Here is a 23,268-nt window from a genome sequence, read left to right as displayed (position 1 = left end):
GGCTGTGTACGGCCGTCACGCGTCCCGGTGTCGTACGCTCCACGCGCCCGCCAGCAGCGCCCCGGCCGCCCACAGGGCGGTCACCGCGAGGCCTGTCCAGGGGCCCAGTGAGCCGTCCCAGGTCTCGTGGAACACCACCTGGCCCGCCTTGTCGGGCAGGAAGTCGGCAATGGTGCCCGAGACTCCGCCGACCACGAACGAGACGATGAGCAGGAACGGGATCAGGATGCTCAGCGTGGCGACTCCGCTGCGCAACAGGGCGGTCAGGCCGGCCGCGAGAAGCGCCATCAGGGTGAGGTAAAGGCCGCAGCCGATCACGCCACGGAGCCCTTCGGCCCAGCTCAGGCCGTTCGCGTCGGCGCCGAGGAGTGTTTTGCCGACGGCCAGGCTCACTCCCCCGGCGACCAGGCCGACGGCCAGGACGGGGAGGGCGACGGCGACCGTCTTGGCCGCGAACCAGCGGCCCCGGCGGGGTACCGCGGCCAGTGTGGCGCGCAGGCCACCGCCCTGAAACTCGGACGACACCGCTGTGGCGCCGAAGGCGACGGCCGCGATCTGCCCGAAGCTGACGCCGAAGAAGGCCGAGAACAGTGGGTCGAAGTCCTCCTCGCCGGCCCCGGAGTCGAGTCCGGCGAGAGCCGAGAACAGTCCGGTGGCCAGGACGACCGCGCACAGCGCCCCGATCAGCGACCGCAGGGTACGGATCTTGATCAACTCGGCGTGGAGTACGGGTACGAAGGACATGCTCAGGCCTCCTGGGGCTGCTGGTCGGGGGTTGGGGCCGGGGTCGTGGTGAATTCGGTCGCCGAGGCCGTCAGGTCCAGATAGGCCTGCTCCAACGTGCCTTCGTCTGCGCCCAGTTCGAGGACGGTCAGACCCGCGGCCGAGGTGAGCCGGCCGATGTCGTCCACGCGCGCGTGCTCCACGGTCCAGTGGCCTTCGTGACTGTCCTGGCCGTCGTCGGGCGCGGCGGCCTCGTACCCGTGCTCCGCCAGCAGTCGGCGCAGGCCTGTGCCGTCCGTGGTGCGCACGCGCACGCGCGGCCGTGCACGTGCGTCGATGAACTCGCGCATCGGGGTGTCCGCCAGCAGGCGTCCACCGCCGAGAACGACGAGGTGGTCCGCGAAGGACGCGGTCTCGTTCATGAGGTGGCTGGAGACCAGGACCGTACGGCCCTCCTGGGCCAGCCGGCGCAGCAACTCGCGGATCCAGACGATGCCTTCGGGGTCGAGGCCGTTCGACGGTTCGTCGAGCATCACCACCTCGGGGTCGCCGAGCAGCGCCGCCGCGATGCCCAGCCGCTGGCGCATGCCCAGGGAGTACGTCCGCACCCGGCGGCGCGCCACGGAGGAGAGCCCCGTCTCGGCCAGCACCTCGTCGACCCGGCGGTCCGGGATGCGGTTGCCCACCGCGAGCACCCGGAGGTGGTCGCGGGCGGTGCGGGAGCCGTGTGCGGCCTGTGCGTCGAGCAGGGCGCCGACCTTGCGGAGGGGGCCGTCGAGGGTGGCGTAGGCCCGGCCGCCAACGGTGGCGGTGCCATGGGTCGGCCGGTCCAGGCCGAGCACGAGCCGCATGGTGGTTGACTTTCCGGCGCCGTTGGGGCCGAGGAAGCCGGTGACGCGGCCGGGCTTGACGCTGAAGGTGAGGTGGTCGACGGCGCGTGCGGTGCCGTACTCCTTGGTGAGGTCCTTGACGTCGATGCTGGTCATGGCACCAGCCTGGCGGGGTGGGCGGTGGCGGGCCTCCCCCACCGGTGGAGAGCGTCTCCCCCGCCCGGGGGAGGCCCACTGTCAGTGGCGGCTGTCACGCTGTCGCCATGGTCCGCTTTCTGCGCCCGCTGCTGCGGGGGACGACGTACACGCGCTTGCTGCACCTGTGGGTGCCGATGCTCGTCGTGAGTGTGTGGATGTTCATCCACATGTCGAGCCCGTGGGTGCCCGCGGCGGTCCTGCTGGTCGTCGGGCTGATTCCGGCCGTGCGGCGGGGCGAGGGGGTACAGGCGCGGCTGCTGCTGACGCCGGGCGAGCCGGAGCCGGATTCCGAGTCGGCGATCTCCGTTGCCCCGTCGGCGAGTTGGCGGGACCGGCTGCGGACGGTGCTGTGGCTGGAGGTGCGGATGGCTCTCGGGGCGGTGACGACGGGGGCCAGTGTCTGGCTGCCGCTGACCTCCGTCGATCTGGTCCGGGCCGCGACCGGGTACTTCTCCGACGACAACCCCTTCCTGCCGACTGCGCAACCGCACTGGGTGTACGCCCTGCTCGCGCCGCTGCCGCTGCTGGCCTTCTACGGCGTGGTGGTCGGCCTGGGCGAGCTGATCACCGCCGCCGCGCACAGCCTGCTGGGTCCGTCGCCGTCCGAGCGGCTGGCCGCGCTGGAGGAACGCACCGAGCAGCTCCTGGAGCGGAGCCGAATAGCCCGCGAGCTGCACGACTCCATAGGGCACGCGCTCACAGTGGCGGTGGTGCAGGCGGGCGCGGCGCGGGCGGCCGGCGATCCGGAGTTCACCGACCGTGCCCTGGGCGCCATCGAGGAGACCGGCCGGGCCGCCCTGGAGGACCTGGAGCGGGTGCTGGGCGTACTGCGCGAGTCGGACCGCCCCGTAGGCAGCCGCCCCGCCCTGACTGATGCCGACCGCCTCCTGGACTCCGCGCGCGCCTCCGGAGCGAAGGTCGACGCCGAGCTGACCGGCCCACTGGACACTCTGCCGGGGCCGGTGTCCCGCGAGGGTTACCGCATCCTCCAGGAGTCGCTCACCAACGTGCTGCGGCACGCGGGTTCGGTCCCGGTGCGAGTTCGGGTGGCGTTCACGGACGGCACGCTGGTCCTCGACGTCCGCAATCCGCTGACGGCCCTGATACCCGGTCCGGGGAGGGGCAGCAGCGGATTGCGCGGGATACGGGAACGGGCGGCGCTGCTGGGCGGGCAGGCGTGGACGGGGGTGGAGCAGCAGACGGGTGAGTGGCGGGTGCGCGTCGAGCTGCCGGCCAGGGAAGGCGGGGTGAGGCCGGCAACGCGCCTCGGGAGACGCTACGGAAAGGGCGGAAGGAGCCCGAGGAACAGAAGCAGGCGACTGGGTGCGGCCCTCGGAGCCGGGAGAAGAGGCTGACCGGGCACGGGCCCTCCCCTTTCGCGGTCTCTCCTGAGCGTCCGGCGACGCGGACCGGGTTGATCTACGCTGACCGAATGCCCGTAACCGTGCTCCTGGTCGACGACGAGCCCCTCGTACGCGCCGGTCTGCGGGCCGTGTTGGAGGCTCAGCCCGATATCGAGGTCGTCGGGGAGGCGGCTGACGGGGCCGCCGTCATTCCGTTGGTCAGGCAGTTGCGGCCGGATGTGGTCGCCATGGATGTCCGGATGCCGTTGATGGACGGGATCGAGGCGACGCGCGCGGTGCTGCGGACCGTGCCTGACCCGCCGAAGATCCTGGTGGTGACGACGTTCGAGAACGACGAGTACGTGTACGAGGCGCTGCGGGCCGGTGCCGACGGTTTTCTGCTCAAGCGGGCCCGGCCGGCCGAGATCGTGCACGCGGTGCGGCTGGTCGCGGAGGGGGAGTCCCTGCTGTTCCCGGCGTCGGTACGGCAGTTGGCGGCCGAGTACGGGGACGGGAATCGGGCGGCGCGAGCGGTGCTGGAGCGGGCGCGGCTGACCGAGCGCGAGGCGGAGGTGCTGAGGCTGATGACCCGGGGGCTGTCCAACGCGGAGATCGCCGCTCGGCTAGTCGTCGGAACCGAGACCGTGAAGTCGCACGTCAGCGCGGTGCTGGCGAAGCTGGGGGCCCGGGATCGTACACAGGCGGTCATCGTGGCGTACGAGTCCGGGTTCGTGGCGCCCGGATGATCCCGGCCGGCCGGACTGGTCGCGGGTGTCCGGGTCTCGCCCGGGTGCTCCGGGCCGAGTACGATCCGCCCCACACACGCACGAGCTGGGAGGACGTACGTTGGGGCAGCTGACCGGCGGGGATCCCTCGCTGCTGCGAAGGATCAACTCCGCGGTGGTGCTGCACGCGCTGCGTGCCACGGACTGCGCGACGCTGACCGAGATCACCCGGGTCACCGGGCTGTCCCGGCCGACGGTCGAGGGCGTCGTCGAGGGGCTCATCGAGGGCGGGCTCGTGGTCGAGAAGGCCGCCGACGAGAGCGTCGCCCGGCGGCAGGGGCGGCCCGCGCGGCGGTTCCGGTTCCGGGCGGAGGCCGGGCATCTGCTGGGGCTGGAGATCGGCTCCCATCGTGTCGCCGCGCTGCTGTCCGACCTCGACGGACGGCTCCTGGGGTCGATCTCGAAGAACGTCGACGAGGCGGCACCCGCGGACGAGCGGCTGGAGCGGCTGCGGTGGGCGGTCGCCGAGCTGCTGCGCCGGGCGGGGGTGGCCCGTGACTCGCTGCGGGCCGTGGGCGTGGCCACGCCGGGAATCGTGGAGGCCGACGGGGTCGTACGGCTGTGCACCGCGCTGCCCGAGTGGACCGGGCTGCGGCTCGGTGAGCGGCTCAGCCGGTCCTTCAAGTGCCCTGTACTCGTCGAGAACGACGCCAACGCGGCCGCTGTCGCCGAGCACTGGAAGGGCGCCGCCGTCGACTCCGACGACGTGGTGTTCGTCCTGGCCGGGCTGAGTCCGGGCGCCGGTTCGCTGATCGGCGGGCGGCTGCACCGGGGGTACGGCGGGGCGGCCGGGGAGATCGGCGCGCTGCATCTTCTGGGCCGGGGGGCGACCCCGGAGGCGCTGCTGTCGACCACGGGCGAGCCTCTGCACCCGCTCGACGAGGTGGCGGTCGCCGAGGTGTTCGCCCGCGCGCGTGAGGGCGACGAGCAGGCCCGCGCGGCCGTGGACCGCTTCATCCAGCGGCTGGTCCACGACGTGGCCGCGCTCGTCCTGGCCCTCGACCCCGAGCTGGTCGTGGTCGGCGGGTGGGCGGCGGGGCTGGACGGCGTACTGGAGCCGTTGCGCGACGAGCTGGCGCGCTACTGTCTGCGCCCGCCCGGTGTGGCCCTGTCGATCCTGGGCGAGGCGGCCGTGGCGACGGGCGCGCTGCGGCTGGCCCTCGACCATGTCGAGGAGCAGCTGTTCGCGGTGGAGGGGACGGTCACGGCCCGCCGCTGAGCGCTCCGCGGGACGTGCGGTAACTGCGGTAACTGCGGTAGGGAACGCGGGGCCGCCGTGGCCGGTCGCTCCCCCCGTCGCGGCGGAGCCGCAGATCGGCACAGCCCCGCGCCCCTTCGGGGCACAGGTGAACGGCGCCGGACTTCGCCCGGCCCGCTCGGCCGCCCGCCCGAGAACGCCGGATGCCCCGGAACTGACGCGTTCCGGGGCACAGGACCGTACAACGGTCAGGACGCGCGGCGTTCCGGGCCGTGGTGGATCTCCACTCCCCCGGTGTCGCCGAACGTCAACCGGCACGTGTCAGCGCGATAGGTGGCGAGGGAGAGCGCGGCCGTGCGGCCCTGCGCGAAGAAGCGGGTCGTGACGACGAGGACGGGGGCCCCGGGGAGGCGGTCCAGCTCCTTGGCGTCGTCCGCGCGGGCCGAGCCCAGCTCCACGGCGCGGTCCTGGCCTTCCAGCGCCAGGCGCTGGAGTTCGCGCAGCACCGCACGCGCGCGTGCCGCGCCGGAGGGGGCGTCTATCGCCGACAGGTCGGGCACCGACGCGGCCGGGACGTAGAGCAGTTCGGCGGCGACCGGCTGGCCGTGCGAGACACGGGAGCGTCGCACGGTGTGGACGGGCTCGTCCTGGCCGGTCCCCAGGGCGCCGGCCACGGCCACGGCCGGAACGGTCAGCGCGCTGTCCACGGGCTGCCACGCGTCGCCCGTCGCACCCGGCCACGCGTGCTGGGCCGTACCGACGGCGACGCCCATGCGCGGCGGGGCGACGGTAGTGCCGACACCGCGGCGGCGCTGGAGCCTGCCTTCGAGTTCGAGTTGTTCCAGTGCCTGGCGGAGCGTGGCGCGGGCGACGCCGAAGCGGGCCGCGAGGTCGCGCTCGTTGGGCAAAATCTCGCCCACGGAGAACTCGGAGTCCAGAGCCTCACTGAGCACGGTCTTCAGATGCCAGTACTTCGGCTCCGGCACCGTTTCCAACTGCGTGGTCCCCACCCTGTCCTCCGCAATCGCCGTGGTCCAGCGGCGTTTTAGCGCCCTTGTTTATTAAAGGTTGTTGCACTTTCCTGCGACCATAGGGCGGCCCCGGTACTTGGTCAAGACCAATCAGTGTTCCTCGGGCGGGGCCAGGGAACGCACCTTGTCCGGGTTGCGGATGATGTACACGCACTGGATACGGCCGTCAGCCACATCCATCTGGAACACGGCGTCGGGCTTGCCGCCGTCCAGGATCAGCACGGCGAAGCCGCCGTTGAGCTCCAGGAAGCGGAACGACGCGTCCGCGAGGCCCTTGCCCGCGGTGCCGACGACGAAGCGGCCCACGTGGTCGGCCGATTCCAGGATCCGGCGCGGCGCCCGCGCCAGGCCGCCGCTGTCGGCGACGAGGCAGACGTCCGGGGCGAGCAGTTCCATGAGACCGGCGAGGTCGCCCTGTTCCGCGGCGACGAGGAACCGTTCCGTCAGGTCACGGCGCTGGGCCGGATCGACCTCGTACCGCGGCCGCCGTTCGTCGACGTGCCGCCGGGCGCGTCCGGCGAGCTGACGCACCGCCGGTTCGGTGCGGTCGAGCATGGCGGCGATCTCCGCGAACGGGTGACCGAAGGCCTCCCGGAGGACGAACACCGCGCGTTCCAGCGGCGAGAGGGACTCCATGACGACCATGACGGCGAGGGACACGGTGTCGGCGAGCACGGCCCGCTCGGCCACGTCCGGGACGATGCCGGTGCCGCCGGTGAGTTCGGTGACGTAGGGCTCGGGCAGCCACGGGCCGACGTATGTCTCGCCCCGCGCCTTCACCTGGCGCAGGCGGTCGATGGCGAGCCGGGTCGTGACGCGCACGAGATAGCCGCGCGGTTCGCGCACGTCGGTCCGGTCGGCGCCGGACCAGCGCAGCCACGCGTCCTGGACCACGTCCTCGGCGTCGGCCACCCGGCCGAGCATGCGGTAGGCGACGCCCATGAGGACGGGCCGGTGCTCTTCGAAGACGCTTGTCACGGTGTCGGCGGTCACTGCTCCATCCCAACCCGCCACCGAGGGTCGTGTCCAGCGAGTTGACGGCGGTGCGCGCCAGGGGCTACCCGTCGGTAGTAATTGCTGACAAGCTGTCTACGCAGTGCCCGTGGACAGCCACACAGACGTGTACGAGTAGGAGCAGCCCCATGTCCGCCACCGTCGCCTTCGAGGTCCCCTCTCCCTACGGCCCAGGGGCCGAGTCCAGGACCGTGACCCTGTCGTACGCGCGCGTGGGCGCCGGCGAACCGCTTCTGCTGCTGCACGGCATCGGCCATCACCGGCAGGCCTGGGACCCGGTGATCGACATCCTGGCCACCGAGCGCGAGGTGATCGCCGTCGATCTTCCCGGGTTCGGCGCGTCCCCGGCGCTGGCGGACAGTTTCTCCCACGACCTGCCGACGATGACCGCCGTGTTCGGGGCCCTGTGCGAGGCCCTGGAGCTGGACCGGCCGCATGTGGCGGGCAACTCGCTGGGCGGTCTGCTGGCCCTGGAACTCGGGCGCGAGAAGCGCGTGCGGTCCGTCACCGCGATCTCCCCGGCGGGGTTCTGGTCGCAGGCGGAGCGGCGGTACGCGTTCGGTGTGCTGCTCGCGATGCGGCGGGCCGCGCGGAGCATGCCGGTGCCCCTGGTCGAGCGGCTGGCGCGCTCGGCGGCGGGCCGCGCCGTCCTGACGAGCACCATCTACGCCCGTCCCGGCCGCCGTTCACCCGAGGCCGTCGTCGCCGAGACCCTCGCGCTGGCGAGCGCCCAGCGGTTCACCGAGACCCTCAGGAGCGGCCGGGACATCCGGTTCACGGACGACATCCCGGGCGTCCCGGTCACCGTGGCGTGGGGCACCCGTGACCTGCTGCTCGTGCGCCGCCAGGGCATCCGCGCCAAGCAGATCATCCCCAAGGCCCGCCTGGTCCGGCTCCCCGGCTGCGGTCACGTCCCGATGAACGACGACCCGGCGCTGGTCGCCAGGGTGATCCTCGACGGGAGCCGCTGACCGGCGTACGAGAGTCAACGCGCCGGATCCCAGGGCGACTCCGGCCCCAACCAGGGCGCTTCCGGCGGCCTGTGCGGCGCCGTAGGAACCTGTGCCGACGAGCGGGGCGGTGCAGGCCGCGGCGACCGGGATGAGGCCGGAGAAGAGCGTGGCGCGTTCCACGCCGATCCGCTGCACGCCGATGTACCAGCACACGAAGCCGACGACGGTGACGACCGCCGCCTGCCACAGCAGCGCGGCGGACTCGGTGGCGTCGGGCACGCGCAGCCAGCCTGCGCCGTCGAGCACCACCCCGGCGAGCGCGGACTCGACGCCGGCGAGGCCGCACACGGTCGCGGACAGCAGCCGGGGCCCCAGGGGGCTTACCAAGGGCACAGCGAGTACCGCGAACCCGACCTCGCCGGCCAGCGCGCACCCGGAGTACGTGATGCCCACGCCGTCCGTACGGCCCCACCCCTGGACCGCGAACGCGCCCACCGCGACGGTCAACGCCCCTAACAGCACAGTCCGTTGGGGCCGCCGCCCGGCCAGCATCGGCACCAGCACCGCCACGATCACGGGCGCGCAGCCCACGAACACTCCCGGTACCGCCGGTTCCGCGCTGCGTTCGGCGGCGATGACGGCCAGGTTGAAGCCCACCATTCCGACGGCCGCGAGCAGCGCGAGGCGGGTCCACTGGCGGGCGGTGAGTGTGCGGAGCGGGGCGGCGCCGCCCCGGCCGACCAGGGGCAGGAGCAGCAGACAGGCCAGGCCATAGCGCAGGAACTGGCCGCCCGCGTACGGGTAGTCGCCGAGGACACTGTTGGCGGTGAAGGAGCAGCCGACGAGCACGGCGGCGAGGGCGGCGAGCAGGGCCCCGCGCGCGGGGGTGATGTCGGCCGGGTCGGCAGTGGCGTTCATGGAGTTGACGCTAGGGAGCGCGGCGGACCGGATTAAGGTCCACTTCCATGACGTCATCGGGGACCAGTCCGAGCGGCCTGCCGGGCTCCGCCGCCTGGGAGTTGCTGCTCCCAGGCTCTGCCGCGCCCGCACGCGCGCGTGGGCGTTCGCTCCAGGAGGCGCTCAGGGCGGCGGTCCGCTCGGGGCGGCTCGTACCGGGGACGCGGCTGCCGTCGAGCCGGGACCTCGCAGCCGACCTCGGGGTGTCGCGGGGGCTGGTCACGGAGGCGTACGAGCAGCTGACCGCGGAGGGCTATCTGCGCAGCGCGCGCGGGGCCGGGACCTGGGTGGGCGGTGCCGCCCGGGCCGCCCGTCCACGCGCGCGGGACCTCGCTCCACGCTCCCCCGGCGTCCGGGCCGACTTCCTGCCGGGCACCCCCGATCTGTCGCTGTTCCCGCGTGCAGCGTGGGCCGCCGCCCAGCGCGCGGTGCTCGCCGAGGTCCCCCATCACGCCCTCGGCTACCCGGATCCGCGCGGGCTGCCCCGGCTGCGGACGGCGCTGGCGGAGCTGCTCGCGCGGCGCCGGGGCGTGGTCGCGGACCCGGAACGGCTGGTGGTCGTCTCCGGGGTGGCGCAGGCGACGACGCTGCTCGGACACGTGCTGCACGCGCGCGGGATGCGCGACATCGGCGTCGAGGACCCCGGGAGCCCTGAACACGGCTCCCTGTACACCTCGGCCGGCCTGGACGCCGTACCGCTGCCCCTGGACGACGAGGGCCTCGACCTCGACAGGCTGCGGGCCTCGGGGGTACGGGCGGTGGTGACCACGCCCGCCCACCAGTTCCCCTCCGGGATCGCCTACTCCGCCGGCCGCCGCCCCGAACTCCTCGACTGGGCGCGATCGGTCGACGGGCTGGTGGTCGAGGACGACTACGACGGGGAGTTCCGGTACGATCGCGCCCCGGTGGGCGCCCTGCAGGGGCTCGACCCCGAGCGCGTCGCCTACACGGGGTCCGTCAGCAAGTAGCTCGCGCCCGGGCTGCGGCTCGGCTGGCTCCTCGTACCGGAGTCGCTCGCCGAGGAGGTCGTCGAGCGGAAGCGGACGATGGACCTGGGCCATCCCGCCCTCGACCAGGAACTGTTCGCGCGGTTCGTGGAACGCGGCGACTACGACCGGCATCTGCGCCGGTGCCAGCGCGCGTACCGCGAACGGCGCGATGGCCTCGTAGCGGCGCTGGCGGAGCACTTTCCCGGGGCCGAGGTGTCGGGGATCGCGGCCGGTCTGCATGTGATCGCCGCGCTGCCGGAGCGGTACGGGCCGCAGGACCGGTTCCTGGAGCGGACAGCGGCGGCCGGGGTGGCGGTACGGCCGCTGACGGACTTCGCGCACGCGCGCGGGGGTCGGGGGCGTGCGGGGCGGGTGCGTGCGGCTGGTGCTGGGGTACGCGCAGTCGTCGCCCGCGCGGATCGCGGCCGGGATCCGGCTGATGGCCGACGCCCTCGCCGCGTGACGTCGGGCCGCACACCGGTCGCCTTGTCCGCTTCCCTTGCCCGCGGGGGCAGTTGTTCACTTGCGGTTCGCGTGGGCGCTGCGGTGCCGCAGTAGTTGGGACAGTGCGCACTCGCCGCATCCTGTCCCGGAGGCACGCCGCATGTCCCCTTCTCCCCTGTCCGGGCGGCCGAAGGCCGGGTGGGGGGTCCAGACCGGAGATGTGACCGCCGACTCGGGGCTGGTGCGGATGCCCTCCGACCCTCCGACCCTCCGACCCTCCGACCCTCCGACCCTCCGGCCCGGACGGCCCGCGCCGCACCCGGCGAGCCGGTGACGGGCACCCTGACGACGATGCCGCAGCCGGGACGGGTGGGACAGTAGGGATACACACGGCAACAACCGTACAAAAGTAAACAAAAAGGGCGGAACGCAACTTAACCCTTCGGTCACAGTCCGTTCGTGATCACGCAACACCGTTGGCGCATGGTGGCTGCATGACTCGAAAGATATCTGAGGAAACCCCTGTGACGGACGGGCGCCCGGTACGCCGGTGGCGGCGTGACGTCGTCGAACTCGCCGCACTGCTGCGCACATGGTGGGCAAGCCGCCACGGTCACGCACCGCCGGGCGACACCGATGGCGGCGTGGATACCGGCGCGAGTGTGCTGTGGCGGATGCGGACGACGGTGAAGGACGAGCCGGGATCACTGGCCGCGCTGTGCATCGCCCTCGCCGAGCGGCGCATCGACATCCTCAGCCTCCAGACGCATCCACTGGCCCGGGGCACGGTCGACGAGTTCCTGCTGCGCGCCCCCGGCGACCTCGCCGCCGCCGAGATCTCCGGGTCGGTGTCCCGGGCGGGCGGCGCCGGAACGTGGATCGAGCGGGCCGACGCCCACGATCTCGTCGACGCGCCGACGCGGGTTCTGGGCCTCGCCACCCGTACGGCGCTGGACGGGGCCGAACTGCCGCTGGCACTCCGCCAGTTGCTCGGGCGCTGCACGATCCGGTCGCTGCCCGGCGGCGACTCGGCGGCGCGCAAGGGCGTACCGGTCGAGGGCGTACCGGTCGAGGGCGCCCTCGAAGAGACGGACACGGTGATGCGGCTGCGCGCGCCGGAAGGCGGAGTGATCACCCTGGAACGGCCGTATCTGCCGTTCACCCCGACCGAGTTCGCCCGGGCGCGGGCGCTGGTGGAGCTGGACGCGCGGCTCGGTCCCCGCGTGCCGCACGGTCGGGACGTGCTGACGCTGCCGCGCGGCAGCGCCATCACCGTACGGCGCGCCGATGTCGGCGACCTGGTGGCGGCGAAGGCGATGCACGAGCGCTGCTCACCGCGCACCCTTTCACTGCGTTACCACGGCCCGATGGGCGACGCCGACCGCTACCTGAACCACCTGCTCAGCCCGCGCTTCGGCCGCACGCTCGCCGTGCAGACGGCGTCGGGGCGGGTTGTCGGCCTCGGTCATCTCCTCTGGGACGGCGACGAGACCGAGATCGCGCTGCTCGTCGAGGACGAGTGGCAGCGGCGGGGCGTCGGCGGCGAACTCCTGCGCCGTCTGGTGTCGATGGCGCGCGAGGCGAACTGCGAGCACGTGTACGCCGTCACGCAGTCCTCCAACACCGGCATGGTCGCGGCGATGCGTGGCCTGGGCCTGCCCCTCGACTACCAGATCGAGGAGGGCACCCTCGTCATCACGGCCCGCCTGGACACGACCCCGGTCGCCTCGCCGAGGTCGTACGACCACAGCGCGCGGGACTGAATCCCGCAGGGGTTGCGCCACGACCGGCCCGGTGGGTTTCCGCCGGGCCGGTCGCGCATGTCGGCGCGAATCGAGGTGACGCCGACCATGGCCGCGTACGAGGATGACCGCATGTCAGACACCAAGAACCCGCTGCCCCGTGAGGTCGCCGACGCCTACGTCGACGACCTCATCGTCCTCGACCCGGTCACCGGTACGTACCTCGGCGTGAAAGAGAGTTCGAGCAGGCTTCCGGACACCTCGCCCACGGGCCAGGAGGCCCTGGCGGAGCTGGCGCGGACGACGCTGGCACGGCTGGACGAGGCCGAGCGGCGGCCCGGCGCGGACAGTGACATCGAGCGGCGCTGCGGGCGGCTGCTGCGCGAGCGGCTCACCGCCGAACTCGCCGTGCACGAGGCCGGCGAGAGCCTGCGCGCCGTCGGCAACATGCACACGGCCGCTCACTCGGTGCGCGAGGTGTTCACCGTGACGCCGACGGAGACGGACGAGGACTGGACGGCGGTCGCGGAACGGCTGCGCGCGGTCCCGGTCGCGCTGCGGGGCTACCGGGAGAGCCTGGCCCTGGGGCTGGAACGCAAGCTGTACGCGGGTCCGCGCCCCACCGCCACGTTCGTCGAGCAGCTCGGCGAGTGGTCCGACCTGGACGGCAAGGGCGTCGGCTGGTTCGCGGACTTCGCGTCGGCGGGCCCCGCGGCGCTGCGCACCGAGCTGGACGAGGCGGCGCGGGTGGCGGACGAGGCCGTCGTCGAACTGCGGGACTGGATGCGGGACGTGTACGCGCCGGCCGTCGAGGGCGCGCCGAACACGGTGGGCCGGGAGCGGTACGCGCGCTGGTCTCGCTACTGGAACGGTACGGTTCTGGACCTGGACGAGGCGTACGCGTACGGCTGGGCCGAGTTCCACCGTCTTCTGGGCGAGATGAGGCTGGAGGCCGAGAACATTCTGCCCGGTGCCGGGACACCGTGGGTGGCGCTGGCGCATCTCGACGAGCACGGCAAACACATCGAGGGGGTCGACGAGGTCCGCGAGTGGCTCCAGGGGCTGATGGACCAGGCGATCGAGGCGCTGGACGGCACGCACTTCGAGCTTGCCGAGCGGGTGAAGAAGGTGGAGTCCCGTATCGCGCCGCCCGGCAGCGCGGCGGCTCCGTACTACATGGCCCCCTCGGAGGACTTCTCCCGCCCCGGCACCACGTGGCTGCCGACGATGGGCCAGACCCGCTTCCCCGTGTACGACCTGGTCTCGACCTGGTACCACGAGGGCGTCCCCGGCCACCACCTCCAGCTCGCGCAGTGGGTGCACGTCGCCGAGAACCTCTCGCGCTATCAGGCCTCCGTCGGCGGTGTCAGCGCCAACTGCGAGGGCTGGGCGCTGTACGCGGAGCGCCTCATGGACGAACTGGGCTATCTCACGGACGCTGAGCAGCGCCTCGGCTACCTCGACGCGCAGATGATGCGGGCAGCCCGCGTCATCGTCGACATCGGTATGCACCTGGAACTGGAGATCCCGGCGGACTCCCCGTTCCACCCCGGCGAGCGCTGGACCCCGGAACTGGCCCAGGAGTTCTTCGGCGCCCACAGCAGCCGCCCCGCGGACTTCGTGGAGAGCGAACTGACGCGGTATCTGACGATCCCCGGCCAGGCGATCGGCTACAAGCTGGGCGAACGGGCGTGGCTGCTGGGCAGGGAGAACGCCCAGCGGCGCCACGGCGACGCGTTCGACGCGAAGGCCTGGCACATGGCCGCGTTGTCGCAGGGGTCGCTGGGGCTGGACGATCTGGTGGACGAGCTGTCCCGGCTGTGAGGTAGCTCGCCGAGAGTGACTCGGGCGCGGGAGGGGGGGGTTGCGGGGCTCGGGGTACGCCCCGCAACCCCTCCCCCGGTCTCGCGTCAGCCGGTAAGCCGCCGCAGCTGTACGAGCCCGACCCACGTCTCCGGTCCCGGCTCCACGTACGCCGCCCGCACCGCGTACCGTCCCGGCGCCAACTCGACCCGCAGGTGATCGGTCCCGTCCGTCTCCTTGCCCGGCCAAGCCGAGTCGAAGAGAAGCACGTCTCCCGGTGTCTCCCACGCCCTGTCCGGCTCCCACTCCGCCGTGGCGAGCGCTGCCGGAACGCAGGCCAGCAGTTCGTCCTCGGAGTCGGCGGCGCACCACCGTACGAAGGTGTCGTGTTCCGGCAGGAACGCGGTCGAGGCGGGTTCGTCGCCGAGGACGAGGGCCGTGGTGTCACCGACGGGCACGAAGCCGATGAGACCGTCCACTTCACAGGCCCGGTCGTAGTCCGTCGACAGTTCGTCGCCGTCCGCCCCCGCCCAGAACGGCAGCACCGCTTCCGGCACCGCGATGAGCGGCCCGCCGCCCGACTCCACCCACTCAACTGCCATGCGCAGCAACCTACACGCAATGCGCGCCCGTGAATTCACTGTCCCCCGACCCTTCCCGTGGGCCACCCTCGACTCCCATGGACGCCCGAACTCTCTTTCTCTCTCCCCGCGTTACGGCGACGGGACGAGCACTGGCCGACGCGGCACGCCGGCGCGCCATGGGTGTCGAAGTCCTGCGCGAGTGGCGGGTGCCCGACGAGTGGCGAGCGACCGAGGGCGCGACGCTGTACGCCGGGCCGCTGTTCGCGGACGCCGTGGGCGCCGAGCTGGGAGTCGGGCTGCTGGAGGCGGCGCCGGACTGGCTGGCCCGGCTGCCGTACGAACTCACGCACAGGGAAATCGAGTTCAGCACTGTCGCCGGGGCGCGGAAGCTACGGCGGCCCGCCTTCGTGAAGCCGCCCAACGACAAGAGTTTCCCCGCGCGCGTCTATCCGGACGGGAGCCGGCTGCCGGGTCCCGACGCGGTCGACGACGGCACGCCGGTGCTGGTGAGCGACATCGTGACATTCACCGTGGAGTACCGGCTGTTCCTGCTCGACGGTGACGTCCGTACCGGCAGCAGGTACTTGACGGACGGCGAGCTGGATGCCGTCCCGCTCGACGAGGACCCTCGACGTCCGGAGGTGCTGGCCTTCGCCGAGCTCCATGCGTCCCAGCACCTGCCAAGTGCCGTCGTCGTAGACGTCGGCCTGGTGGAGGAGGGCTCGGAGTGGGCTGTCGTCGAGGCCAACGCCGCTTGGGCCAGCGGGCATTACGCCTGCGATCCGGATGCCGTTCTCGATGTCGTCCTGCACGCAGCCCGCCCGGAAGGGGAGTTCGGCTCGGCTGACCGTGTTTTCCTGCGCCCGCTGCCCGAAGCCGTGCGGGACTGAGGCTCACCGAGGCCGGAAGGGTCCGCGGCCCGCGCCTGTTTCAGCAGCCGCAGTCCGAGGCGTCCGCCGGGGCCGTCAACGCGTCGGCGTCGCGACGCTCCCGGCCCTCCCATGTCTCGAACTCGAAGCCCTCACGCACCCAGTACTCGAACCCCCCGAGCATCTCCTTGACCTGGTAGCCGAGTTGGGCGAGGGCGAGGGCGGCACGGGTCGCGCCGTTGCAGCCGGGGCCCCAGCAGTACGTCACCACCGGTACCGACTTGTCGAGCAGTCGGGCGGCCTGCTCGGGGATGAGGGCCGTCGGCAGGTGGAGCGCGCCCGGGATGTGGCCCTGGTCCCAGGACTCGGTGGATCGCGAGTCGACGACGACGAAACCGGGGTCGCCGTCGGCCGTGAGTGCGGCGGCCACGTCGGACACGTCGGCGTGGAAGGCGAGGCTGGCACCGAAGTAGGCGGCGGCTTCGGCCGGGGAGGCCGGGGTGACGCGCAGGACCGGGTTGGCGAGAGGTGTGCTGACGCTCATGGGCTGGCCTTTCCCTGGGAGGAGCCCGGGCCGGGACTCCATGGCCAGAATCTACGGCCGACGGTCACCTCACCTGAAGGTGTGATCCACGGCCTTCCCCTTGATCAGCCGGGGATTCTCCTGCTATTTCTCAGGCATGAGCACGTTTTCCCCGGACGCCACCGACTGGCGCATCCTCGATGCCCTCCAGCGCGACGGCCGCGCCAGTTTCGCCGAACTGGCGCGCGCCGTCGCGATGTCCGCGAGCGCGGTCACCGAGCGGGTGCGGCGGCTGGAGGAGGCCGGTGTCATCCAGGGGTACTCGGCGGTCGTCGACCCGGAACGGCTCGGCCTGCCGATCCTCGCCTTCGTACGGCTCAGGTACCCGAACGGCCACTACAAGCCGTTCCACGACCTGGTCGCCGTGACGCCCGAGATCCTGGAGGCGCATCACGTGACGGGTGACGACTGCTTCGTCATCAAGGTCGTCGCGCGTTCGATGCGCCACCTGGAGGAGGTGTCGGGAAAGATCGGGGCGCTGGGCTCGGTGACCACGAGCGTGGTCTACTCCTCGCCGCTCCCCCGCCGCCCCCTCGGTCAGTGAGCACCGCCCAGCTGCCGCACCACCGACCCCGACCTCCCCTTCACCACCTCCAGCTGGGCGTGGATCCGCCGTCGCAGGTCCGGCACATGACTGACGATGCCGACGCTGCGGTCGCGCTCACGCAGTGAGTCGAGCACGTCGAGGACCTCGTCCAGAGTCTGGTCGTCCAGGCTGCCGAAGCCCTCGTCGATGAACAGGGTGTCGAGGCGGACCCCGCCGGCCTCGTCCGTGACAACGTCCGCGAGGCCGAGGGCGAGGGCGAGCGAGGCGAAGAACGTCTCGCCGCCGGACAGGGTCGCCGTGTCCCGCTCGCGGCCGGTCCAGGCGTCGACGACATGCAGCCCGAGGCCGCTGCGGCCCCGCCCGGCCCGGTCGTCGGAGTGGACCAGGGTGTAGCGCCCGGACGACATGCGCCGCAGCCGTGCCGTCGCGGCGGCGGCCACCTGTTCCAGGCGGGCCGCGAGGACGTACGACTCCAGGCGCATCCTGCGTTCGTTGTCCGCCGAGGTGCCCGCGGTGAGGGTGGCGAGGCGGGCCACCCGGTCGTGGGCGGCCCGCAGCGGCGCGAGCCGTCGTACCGCCGTGGCCGAGCGGGCGGACAGACGGTCGAGTTCTGTGCAGCGGCTCGCGGCGGCGTCGCGCGCGGAGGCGGCCTCCCGCAGCCGCCGGGCCGCGGCGGAGGCGGCCTGTTCCGCGCCCACGAGATCGGCGGGGGGGCGCTGCGATGCGGCCACGGTGTCGGGCTCGGTGAGGGCTGCCCGTACGGCGGCCTCCTCCGACTGCCAGGCGTCCAGCCGCCGTTGGAGTTCATGGTGCGCCGCGTCGTCCAGGAGGGCGTCCGCCGCCGCGCCTGGCGTGTCGAACCCGGCGCGGTAGGCGGCGTCGGCGAGGCGGGCGTCGGCGTCCTTGAGGCGCTGGGCGGTGTCCTCGGCGGTACGCGCGGACTCGGCCGTCTCGGTGAACAGCGCGGCCTGCCGTTCCAGCTGCGCGGCCCGCACGGCAACGCTTTCGGCGCCTGCCCTGGCCTGCGCCAACTCCTCCTCCAGCGCGGCCCGTTCACGGTCGAGGGTGTCCCGGCGGGCGACCCGGGACGCTGTCCTGACCGTTGCCTCCTGCTGGGCGGCAGATCGGCGCTCGCGCTCCTGCTCGGCCCGGCGCAGCTCCTCGTGCGCGGAATGCAGCCCGGAGGCACCCCGCCGGGCCTCCTCGTACCGGTGCTCCAACTCCTCGGTCTGCTCGGCGAGTAGCTCGGTGGGCGTGTCACCCGCCTCGGCGGTGGCGGCGGCCAGCGCCTCGCGTACGAGGCCCAGCCGGCGTTCCTCCTCGGTGCGCCGCTCGTCGGCCCGCTGGTAGGCGGACAGCGCCCGCTCCTCCGTCTCCCGGTCGATGTGCCCGGCGATCTTCCGTGCGGGCGCCGGGTGTTCGGTGGCTCCGCAGACGGCACAGGGTTCGCCGTCGCTCAGGTTGGCGGCCAGTTCGGCGGCGATGCCGTTCAGACGCTGTTCCTTGAGGTCGAGCCAGTGCGCCCTGGCCTCGGTGGCACGCTCGCGCGAGGCCAGTACCTGGGTCTGCGCCTCGTCCGTGTCCCGGGCGAACGTGTCGCGCCGGCGGGCCGCCCTGAGCCGGTTCTGGGCGGGTTCCCGCTGGACGGCGAGCTGTTCGGCCCTGGTGGCGGCTTCCTGCGCCGATTCGATACGGATCTGGAGGCCCGCCCGCGCCGCCTCCCACTCGCCCAGCCAGTTCTCGGCGTCGTGCAGCACCTCCTCGTCGGCGCGCTCCTGACGGTCCAGGCCGTCGCGCTCGGCGACCAGTTGGGCCAGGCGCTGTTCGGCGCGGCGGGCGGATTCGAGTCCGCCCAGTTCCTCGGCGGCCCGGCGTGCGGCGGCGGCCAGTCCACCGGCGCCGGCGTCCACGAAGGTGTCCGGCAGCAGGGCACGCGCATGTGTCTCGGTGTCGGCCGCGCGCCGGTGTTCGGTCTCGGCCGCCTCCCGCAGCTCCAGCGCGGGCGCCACCGCCTCGGCCTTGCGGGCCCGCTCCATCCGCGCCCGGTCCTCCCGGTGCGTGTCAGCCCGCTCCTCCAGCCGCCCGGCGCGTTCCCGCGCCTCGGCGAACCGCTGCTGCAACCGCGCCGCTTCGCGTACGTCGGCCAGAGCGTCGTCGGCCGCCCGGTGCGCGGACTCGGCGGCGGCGCGGGCGCAGTGGGCGATGGTGAGCAGCTCACGCGCGGTGCAGCGGGCGATGGCGGCGGCGCCCATGATGGTTTCGGCCAGCCCTGGTTCACCCGGCGTGAGGCCGGGCAGCTCCATGGCGTCACCGGCGGCCTGTTGCATCCGGTGGGCGTCGGCCAGCAACTCCGCGTCCCCCTCTCGCACTTCGGCCTCGGCGGCACGCCGGCGGTCCGCGAGGCGCTTCTCGACCTCGGCGAAGCGGTGGGTGTCGAAGAGGCGGCCGAGGAGCTTGCCGCGGGCCTCGGCGTCGGCGCGCAGGAAGCGGGCGAAGTCGCCCTGGGGCAGCAGCACGACCTGGCAGAACTGCTCGCGGCTCATTCCGAGCAGCTGGGTGATCTCCTCGCCGATCTCCTGGTGGGAGCGGCTGAGGTCCTTCCAGGACCCGGCCGCGACGTCGTACTCGCGCAGCCAGCTCTGGGCCTTGTCCAGTGTCGTGCCCGCGCCCCGCTTCTTGGGGCGCTCCCACGGCGGCTGCCGGGTGAGTTCCAACCTGCGTCCGGCGACGGTGAGTTCGAGGGTGACCTCGGTGCGGGTGCCGGGCGCGGCATGGTCGCTGCGCAGCGAACCGCCCTGGCGGGCGCCGGGCACCGAGCCGTACAGCGCGTAGCAGACGGCGTCCAGGACCGAGGTCTTGCCCGCGCCGGTCGGACCGTGCAGGAGGAAGAGCCCGGCGGCGGACAGCTCGCCGAAGTCGACCTGCTGGGCGCCACCGAAGGGTCCGAAGGCCGTGATGTCCAGCCGATGCAGCCTCACCGGGCGCCCTCCGCGTGCAGGTCGCCGTCGCGGCGGTGCGCCGGGCCGCTGCCGTCCGGGTCGGCGGCGGTTCCTGTGTCGGTGCAGGTCCTCTCGGGAGCGCCTGCCCGGCGGGCTCTTTCCCGCCCGCTCCATCCGCTCCGCCCACTCCACGGAGTCCGCGCAGTCCGCGCCGCCTTCACCGGGCCACCTCCCGTACCGTCTCGTCGGCCCGCACCGCGTCGAACGCGTCCCGCAGGACGCCCCGTTCGTGCTCGTCCGCTCCCGCGCCCCGCACATGCAGGACGAAGTCCTCCGCGATCTCCTGGTCGCCGCGCCCGGCCAGGCGGCTCGCATAGGTCACGTCCGGGTCCCCCGGTGACCGCCCGGGATCGAAGGCGAGGGTCAGGGTGTGCGGGAACCGTTTGATGAGCCGGGCCATGGGGTCGGCGGGGCGTACGGCGTCGGTGAGCGTGGCCTCGACCCACGCGTTCTCGTGGCGGGCGAGGCCCGGATCGGCGAGCAGCTCCTCCAACGCCCCCCGGATGCGCGCGAGCCGGCGCGGCACCGGGCAGTCGACGCGCTCCGCGGTGAGCGAGCCGTCGCCCGCCAGGTCGACCAGCCACATGCTCTTGCGGTGGTCCGCCTCCGAGAAGGAGTAGGGCAGCGGGGAACCCGAGTAGCGCACGCGCTCGGTGATGGTCTGGCAGCCGTGCAGATGGCCCAGCGCCACGTAGTCGACGCCGTCGAACACCCCGGAGGGCACGGCGGCGACCCCTCCGACGGTGATGTCCCGCTCGCTGTCACTGGCCTCACCGCCGGTGACGAAGGCATGGGCGAGGACGACGGACCGGGTGCCCTCCGCTCGCGTGGCGAGATCGGCGCGCACCCGGTCCATGGCGGCGGCGAGGACGCTCTCGTGACCTGCCTTCTCCACCCCGAACTCGTCTTTCACCAGCGCCGGTTCGAGATAGGGCAGTCCGTAGAAGGCGATGTCCCCGAAGGTGTCCTGGAGGACGACGGGGGTGCCTGCGGCGGAGGGGTCGGTGCGCAGGTGGATGCCTGCGCGGTCGATGAGTCCGGCGCCGACGCCGAGACGGCGGGCCGAGTCGTGGTTGCCGGAGATCATCACCGTCGGCACACCGAGGTCGGCGAGCCGGTGCAGGGCGTCGTCGAAGAGCTCGACCGCGGCCAGCGGGGGCACCGCCCGGTCGTACACATCACCCGACACGACCACCGCGTCGACCTCGCGCTCGCGCGCGACGGAGACGAGATGGGCGATGAACCCGGCCTGCGCCCCGAGCATGTTCACCCGGTGGAAGGCGCGGCCGAGATGCCAGTCGGACGTGTGCAGAATTCTCAAGACGCTGCTCCGACCTGCATGTCTCCCCCTACTTCGCCCCTGGACTCAGCACCGGACCAGCACGGTCCTCGCTCTCAGCACCGCCCACGCTAACGCCTGTCAGTACCTGACCAGCACGGTCCTCGGGTGACGCAGCGTGTGCGCACGCGGTCCACGGCTCATCGCCTTCGGCTTTGTATCCATTGGGAACGTTTTGCCCTGACACAACTTCTCGCCGGCCGACCTCAGGCAACGTCCTCGAACGACGCGCCCTGCACGAGGTCATCCTCATCGAACCCCTGGGGGCCGCACTCGGTACGGGTCCGCGCCCGCGCCGGTCAGGCCCCCCGAGGACACCCTCCCCGGCGCCTTCGACGTCCCCGCCGCGGACGCCGCCGCCACCGTGCCCGCGCACGCGGACGGCAGCGCCCGTATCGTCAACGGCCGCCTCACCGTGGAGGCCGGCAAGGACGGCCCGCCGCGCTTCCTGCACACCGCCACGGACCGCGAAACGCTCTCCGCCAAGCACCCCTGCACGGCGTGCCCGCAGGCGCGCGCACACGCACCGCTCGGCGACGGCACCTACCGCATCGAGCAGCGCTTCGAGGCGTACGACGGCGAGCGGATCCACGGCCTGGGCCACCGTGGATCCCGGCAGCCGCAACCACGACACGCCGCACGACGCCGGACTCCTCGTCGGCATCAGCCACGGCGGCCTGCCGGCCAGGCGTACCCGATCCTGACCGCGCACCTGCGGCTACGCCCCTGCCTGCTGGAGCTGTCCGAACAGGCGCACCGCACCGGGGCCCCGGTGATGAGTACTGCGGCTGCGGACGCCGGCTCCCATCGTTCGCATGGAGTGATGCTTTGTCGAACCGGTTCGAAAAAGCTAGCACCGAGGAAACCGGCCAGCAATACCTCCGACACGGATCTCTTCCCCCGCGCACGGTCGGCCGTCCTCACCGGTCAGGGTGTACCCGTCCGCCGAATCCGACACCTGGCCCTGCTGGCGAGCGGGTGCGCACCCGGGCAGGCCAGGCATTACACCTCAGCGCACCGACGTTTCCGGGTCGTTACGAGAAATTCGGCGCGAGGCGTTGACGCCCGCCCGGGTTGCTCCTACCTTCACTTCACACGAACCGGTTCGACGATCGACGTCTGGCCGGTTTCTTTTCCTGGAATCATCGAACCGGTTCGATCGCTCTCGGCCAAGGAGTCCCGTGAACATCGGTGAGATCGCCCGGCGGGCCGGTGTCTCGCGGAGCACTTTGTCCTACGCCCTGAGCGGGAAGCGGCCGGTGTCGGAGGACACCCGCCTGAAGATCCAGCACGTCATCGACGAGCTGGGGCATCAGCCCAACGCGAGTGCTCGGGCGCTGGCCAACGGCCGGACCAGCACCATCGGTCTGGTCTTCCCGCCGACCGGGAACCACTACACCGGCATGCAGATGGACTTCATCGGCATCGTCACCGAGGCCGCCGCCGCGTACGACTACGACGTACTGCTCTCCGCGAGCGGCGGTCGACGGCGCGATCCTGATGGAGATCCGCCTGCAGGACGACCGGATCGAGCACCTCACCGCGGTTGAATTCGCCTCGGTCGCCATCGGCCGCACAGCCCACCCGCAGGGCAGCTGGTGGGTGGGCCTGGACCACACCGCCCTTGCTGCTGCCTGCGTCCACCACCTCGCCGACCTGGGCCTCTGTTTGCGAGCGAGGACCGAACCCGCCGGCAACCTGCCCACCCACCCCGCACCCGCCCACCCGGCTCCGGACCTCGACACCCCCACCAACCCCTGAACCACCACCCCGCACACCCCACTTCACCCTCCGCACCCCACACCGGCCGACCAGGCAGCTCACCGCCGGGTCCGGCAAGCCCAGCAGCACCCGATCACCCCTCCCAGGGCACACCTGTGCCGCTCCCAGGGCACACCATGCCTCGCGGACGAGATCAGCGCCCGCTTCCGCGCCCTGTACGAGACCTCCGGCTTCGCCGAGAACTTCGACTGGGACTACGCGACGGCGCCTGCACCTGGACCTGGACCTGGAACGCCAGCAGATACACCCTCCTCGCCCGCGACCACCACCGCGCGGACGCCGGTACCGACACCACCGCCGCCTGACCCGCGAGCACCACCCCACCCATACGTCCGGCACGGGGGCCGGCGCAGCGACAACCCGCCCTATCCCTGAAGGGACTCACCCACATGCCAGCAATCGGGCAAAGACGCTCGACCACAGGACGCCTCCTCCACGGCATCACCAAGATCATGCTCCCGCTCACCGTCGTAGCCGGCGTCACCACCGTGACGGCAGCACCGGCCTCCGCCGCCACCCCCACCCTCACCGTCGACCTGGGCACCACCACCGGGG

16 protein-coding genes and 4 pseudogenes are annotated in these 23,268 nt (G+C 72.5%); 11 read left to right on the top strand and 9 right to left on the bottom strand.

What is annotated here, in order from left to right; translation table 11 throughout:
* Positions 1 to 15: 15 nt before the first annotated feature.
* Positions 16 to 744 carry an ABC transporter permease gene (locus RB628_RS14050; RefSeq protein ID WP_318320727.1) on the bottom strand — a complete coding sequence of 243 codons (729 nt, stop codon included), beginning with the start codon at positions 742 to 744 and terminating at the stop codon, positions 16 to 18.
* A gap of 2 nt (positions 745 to 746) precedes the next feature.
* Complete coding sequence (locus tag RB628_RS14045; RefSeq protein WP_318320726.1) at positions 747 to 1,709, bottom strand: ABC transporter ATP-binding protein; 963 nt, start codon at positions 1,707 to 1,709, stop codon at positions 747 to 749.
* A 107-nt stretch (positions 1,710 to 1,816) separates the two neighbouring features.
* Here RB628_RS14045 and RB628_RS14040 point away from each other — a divergent pair, with 107 nt between their 5' ends.
* The 3 genes from RB628_RS14040 (at position 1,817) to RB628_RS14030 (ending at position 5,098) form a co-directional block, all read left to right on the top strand.
* Positions 1,817 to 3,106, top strand: coding sequence for a sensor histidine kinase (locus RB628_RS14040; protein ID WP_318320725.1), 1,290 nt, complete (start codon positions 1,817 to 1,819; stop codon positions 3,104 to 3,106).
* Between the two features lie 77 nt (positions 3,107 to 3,183).
* Positions 3,184 to 3,840 carry a response regulator transcription factor gene (locus tag RB628_RS14035; RefSeq protein ID WP_318320724.1) on the top strand — a complete coding sequence of 219 codons (657 nt, stop codon included), beginning with the start codon at positions 3,184 to 3,186 and terminating at the stop codon, positions 3,838 to 3,840.
* Positions 3,841 to 3,940: 100 nt separating this feature from the next.
* Positions 3,941 to 5,098 carry an ROK family transcriptional regulator gene (locus tag RB628_RS14030; RefSeq protein WP_318320723.1) on the top strand — a complete coding sequence of 386 codons (1,158 nt, stop codon included), beginning with the start codon at positions 3,941 to 3,943 and terminating at the stop codon, positions 5,096 to 5,098.
* Between the two features lie 227 nt (positions 5,099 to 5,325).
* Here the strand turns inward: RB628_RS14030 and RB628_RS14025 are convergent, their stop codons facing one another.
* Together RB628_RS14025 and sigJ are read right to left on the bottom strand one after the other, a co-directional pair.
* Positions 5,326 to 6,087 (bottom strand): GntR family transcriptional regulator, encoded by a 762-nt coding sequence (locus RB628_RS14025; RefSeq protein ID WP_318320722.1) that lies wholly within the window; start codon positions 6,085 to 6,087, stop codon positions 5,326 to 5,328.
* 111 nt (positions 6,088 to 6,198) lie between these two features.
* Positions 6,199 to 7,101 carry an RNA polymerase sigma factor SigJ gene (gene sigJ / locus RB628_RS14020; protein WP_318320721.1) on the bottom strand — a complete coding sequence of 301 codons (903 nt, stop codon included), beginning with the start codon at positions 7,099 to 7,101 and terminating at the stop codon, positions 6,199 to 6,201.
* A gap of 149 nt (positions 7,102 to 7,250) precedes the next feature.
* On the opposite strand from sigJ, the gene RB628_RS14015 reads away from it, so the two are divergent.
* Positions 7,251 to 8,093: an alpha/beta fold hydrolase gene (locus RB628_RS14015; protein ID WP_318320720.1), complete on the top strand. Its 843-nt coding sequence runs from the start codon at positions 7,251 to 7,253 to the stop codon at positions 8,091 to 8,093.
* A gap of 90 nt (positions 8,094 to 8,183) precedes the next feature.
* Here the strand turns inward: RB628_RS14015 and RB628_RS14010 are convergent.
* A pseudogene (locus RB628_RS14010) lies at positions 8,184 to 8,993 on the bottom strand (DMT family transporter); the annotation flags it as partial.
* A 47-nt stretch (positions 8,994 to 9,040) separates the two neighbouring features.
* Here RB628_RS14010 and RB628_RS14005 point away from each other — a divergent pair.
* The 4 genes and pseudogenes from RB628_RS14005 (at position 9,041) to RB628_RS13995 (ending at position 14,031) form a co-directional block, all read left to right on the top strand.
* Positions 9,041 to 10,484 (top strand): annotated as a pseudogene (locus RB628_RS14005) (PLP-dependent aminotransferase family protein).
* A 60-nt stretch (positions 10,485 to 10,544) separates the two neighbouring features.
* A pseudogene (locus tag RB628_RS42600) lies at positions 10,545 to 10,730 on the top strand (alkaline phosphatase); the annotation flags it as partial.
* A 229-nt stretch (positions 10,731 to 10,959) separates the two neighbouring features.
* Positions 10,960 to 12,228, top strand: coding sequence for a GNAT family N-acetyltransferase (locus tag RB628_RS14000; protein WP_318320719.1), 1,269 nt, complete (start codon positions 10,960 to 10,962; stop codon positions 12,226 to 12,228).
* Positions 12,229 to 12,339: 111 nt separating this feature from the next.
* Positions 12,340 to 14,031, top strand: a complete 1,692-nt coding sequence (locus RB628_RS13995; RefSeq protein ID WP_318320718.1) for a DUF885 domain-containing protein — start codon at positions 12,340 to 12,342, stop codon at positions 14,029 to 14,031.
* 86 nt (positions 14,032 to 14,117) lie between these two features.
* On the opposite strand, the gene RB628_RS13990 is transcribed toward RB628_RS13995, so the two are convergent.
* The gene (locus RB628_RS13990) at positions 14,118 to 14,612 is read right to left on the bottom strand and encodes an immunity 21 family protein (protein ID WP_318320717.1); all 495 of its coding nucleotides are present in this window, start codon (positions 14,610 to 14,612) and stop codon (positions 14,118 to 14,120) included.
* A 77-nt stretch (positions 14,613 to 14,689) separates the two neighbouring features.
* On the opposite strand from RB628_RS13990, the gene RB628_RS13985 reads away from it, so the two are divergent.
* Positions 14,690 to 15,484, top strand: coding sequence for an ATP-grasp domain-containing protein (locus RB628_RS13985; protein ID WP_318320716.1), 795 nt, complete (start codon positions 14,690 to 14,692; stop codon positions 15,482 to 15,484).
* Positions 15,485 to 15,524: 40 nt separating this feature from the next.
* Here the strand turns inward: RB628_RS13985 and RB628_RS13980 are convergent, their stop codons facing one another.
* Positions 15,525 to 16,007: a rhodanese-like domain-containing protein gene (locus RB628_RS13980; protein WP_318320715.1), complete on the bottom strand. Its 483-nt coding sequence runs from the start codon at positions 16,005 to 16,007 to the stop codon at positions 15,525 to 15,527.
* A 136-nt stretch (positions 16,008 to 16,143) separates the two neighbouring features.
* Between RB628_RS13980 and RB628_RS13975 the strand changes: the two genes are divergently transcribed.
* A complete protein-coding gene (locus RB628_RS13975; protein ID WP_318320714.1) occupies positions 16,144 to 16,590 on the top strand; it encodes an Lrp/AsnC family transcriptional regulator in 447 nt (148 codons plus the stop codon).
* Here the strand turns inward: RB628_RS13975 and RB628_RS13970 are convergent.
* Both RB628_RS13970 and RB628_RS13965 read right to left on the bottom strand, forming a co-directional pair.
* Positions 16,584 to 19,571 (bottom strand): SMC family ATPase, encoded by a 2,988-nt coding sequence (locus tag RB628_RS13970; RefSeq protein WP_318320713.1) that lies wholly within the window; start codon positions 19,569 to 19,571, stop codon positions 16,584 to 16,586. The genes RB628_RS13975 and RB628_RS13970 overlap by 7 nt on opposite strands.
* A 178-nt stretch (positions 19,572 to 19,749) precedes the next feature.
* Positions 19,750 to 20,913, bottom strand: a complete 1,164-nt coding sequence (locus tag RB628_RS13965) for an exonuclease SbcCD subunit D (protein ID WP_318320712.1) — start codon at positions 20,911 to 20,913, stop codon at positions 19,750 to 19,752.
* A 1,199-nt stretch (positions 20,914 to 22,112) separates the two neighbouring features.
* Here RB628_RS13965 and RB628_RS13960 point away from each other — a divergent pair.
* A pseudogene (locus tag RB628_RS13960) lies at positions 22,113 to 22,593 on the top strand (LacI family DNA-binding transcriptional regulator); the annotation flags it as partial.
* Between the last annotated feature and the right edge of the window lie 675 nt (positions 22,594 to 23,268).

This window comes from Streptomyces sp. ADMS (assembly GCF_033441795.1).
Classification (GTDB): domain Bacteria; phylum Actinomycetota; class Actinomycetes; order Streptomycetales; family Streptomycetaceae; genus Streptomyces.
This window is presented reverse-complemented; position numbering and strand designations above follow the sequence as displayed.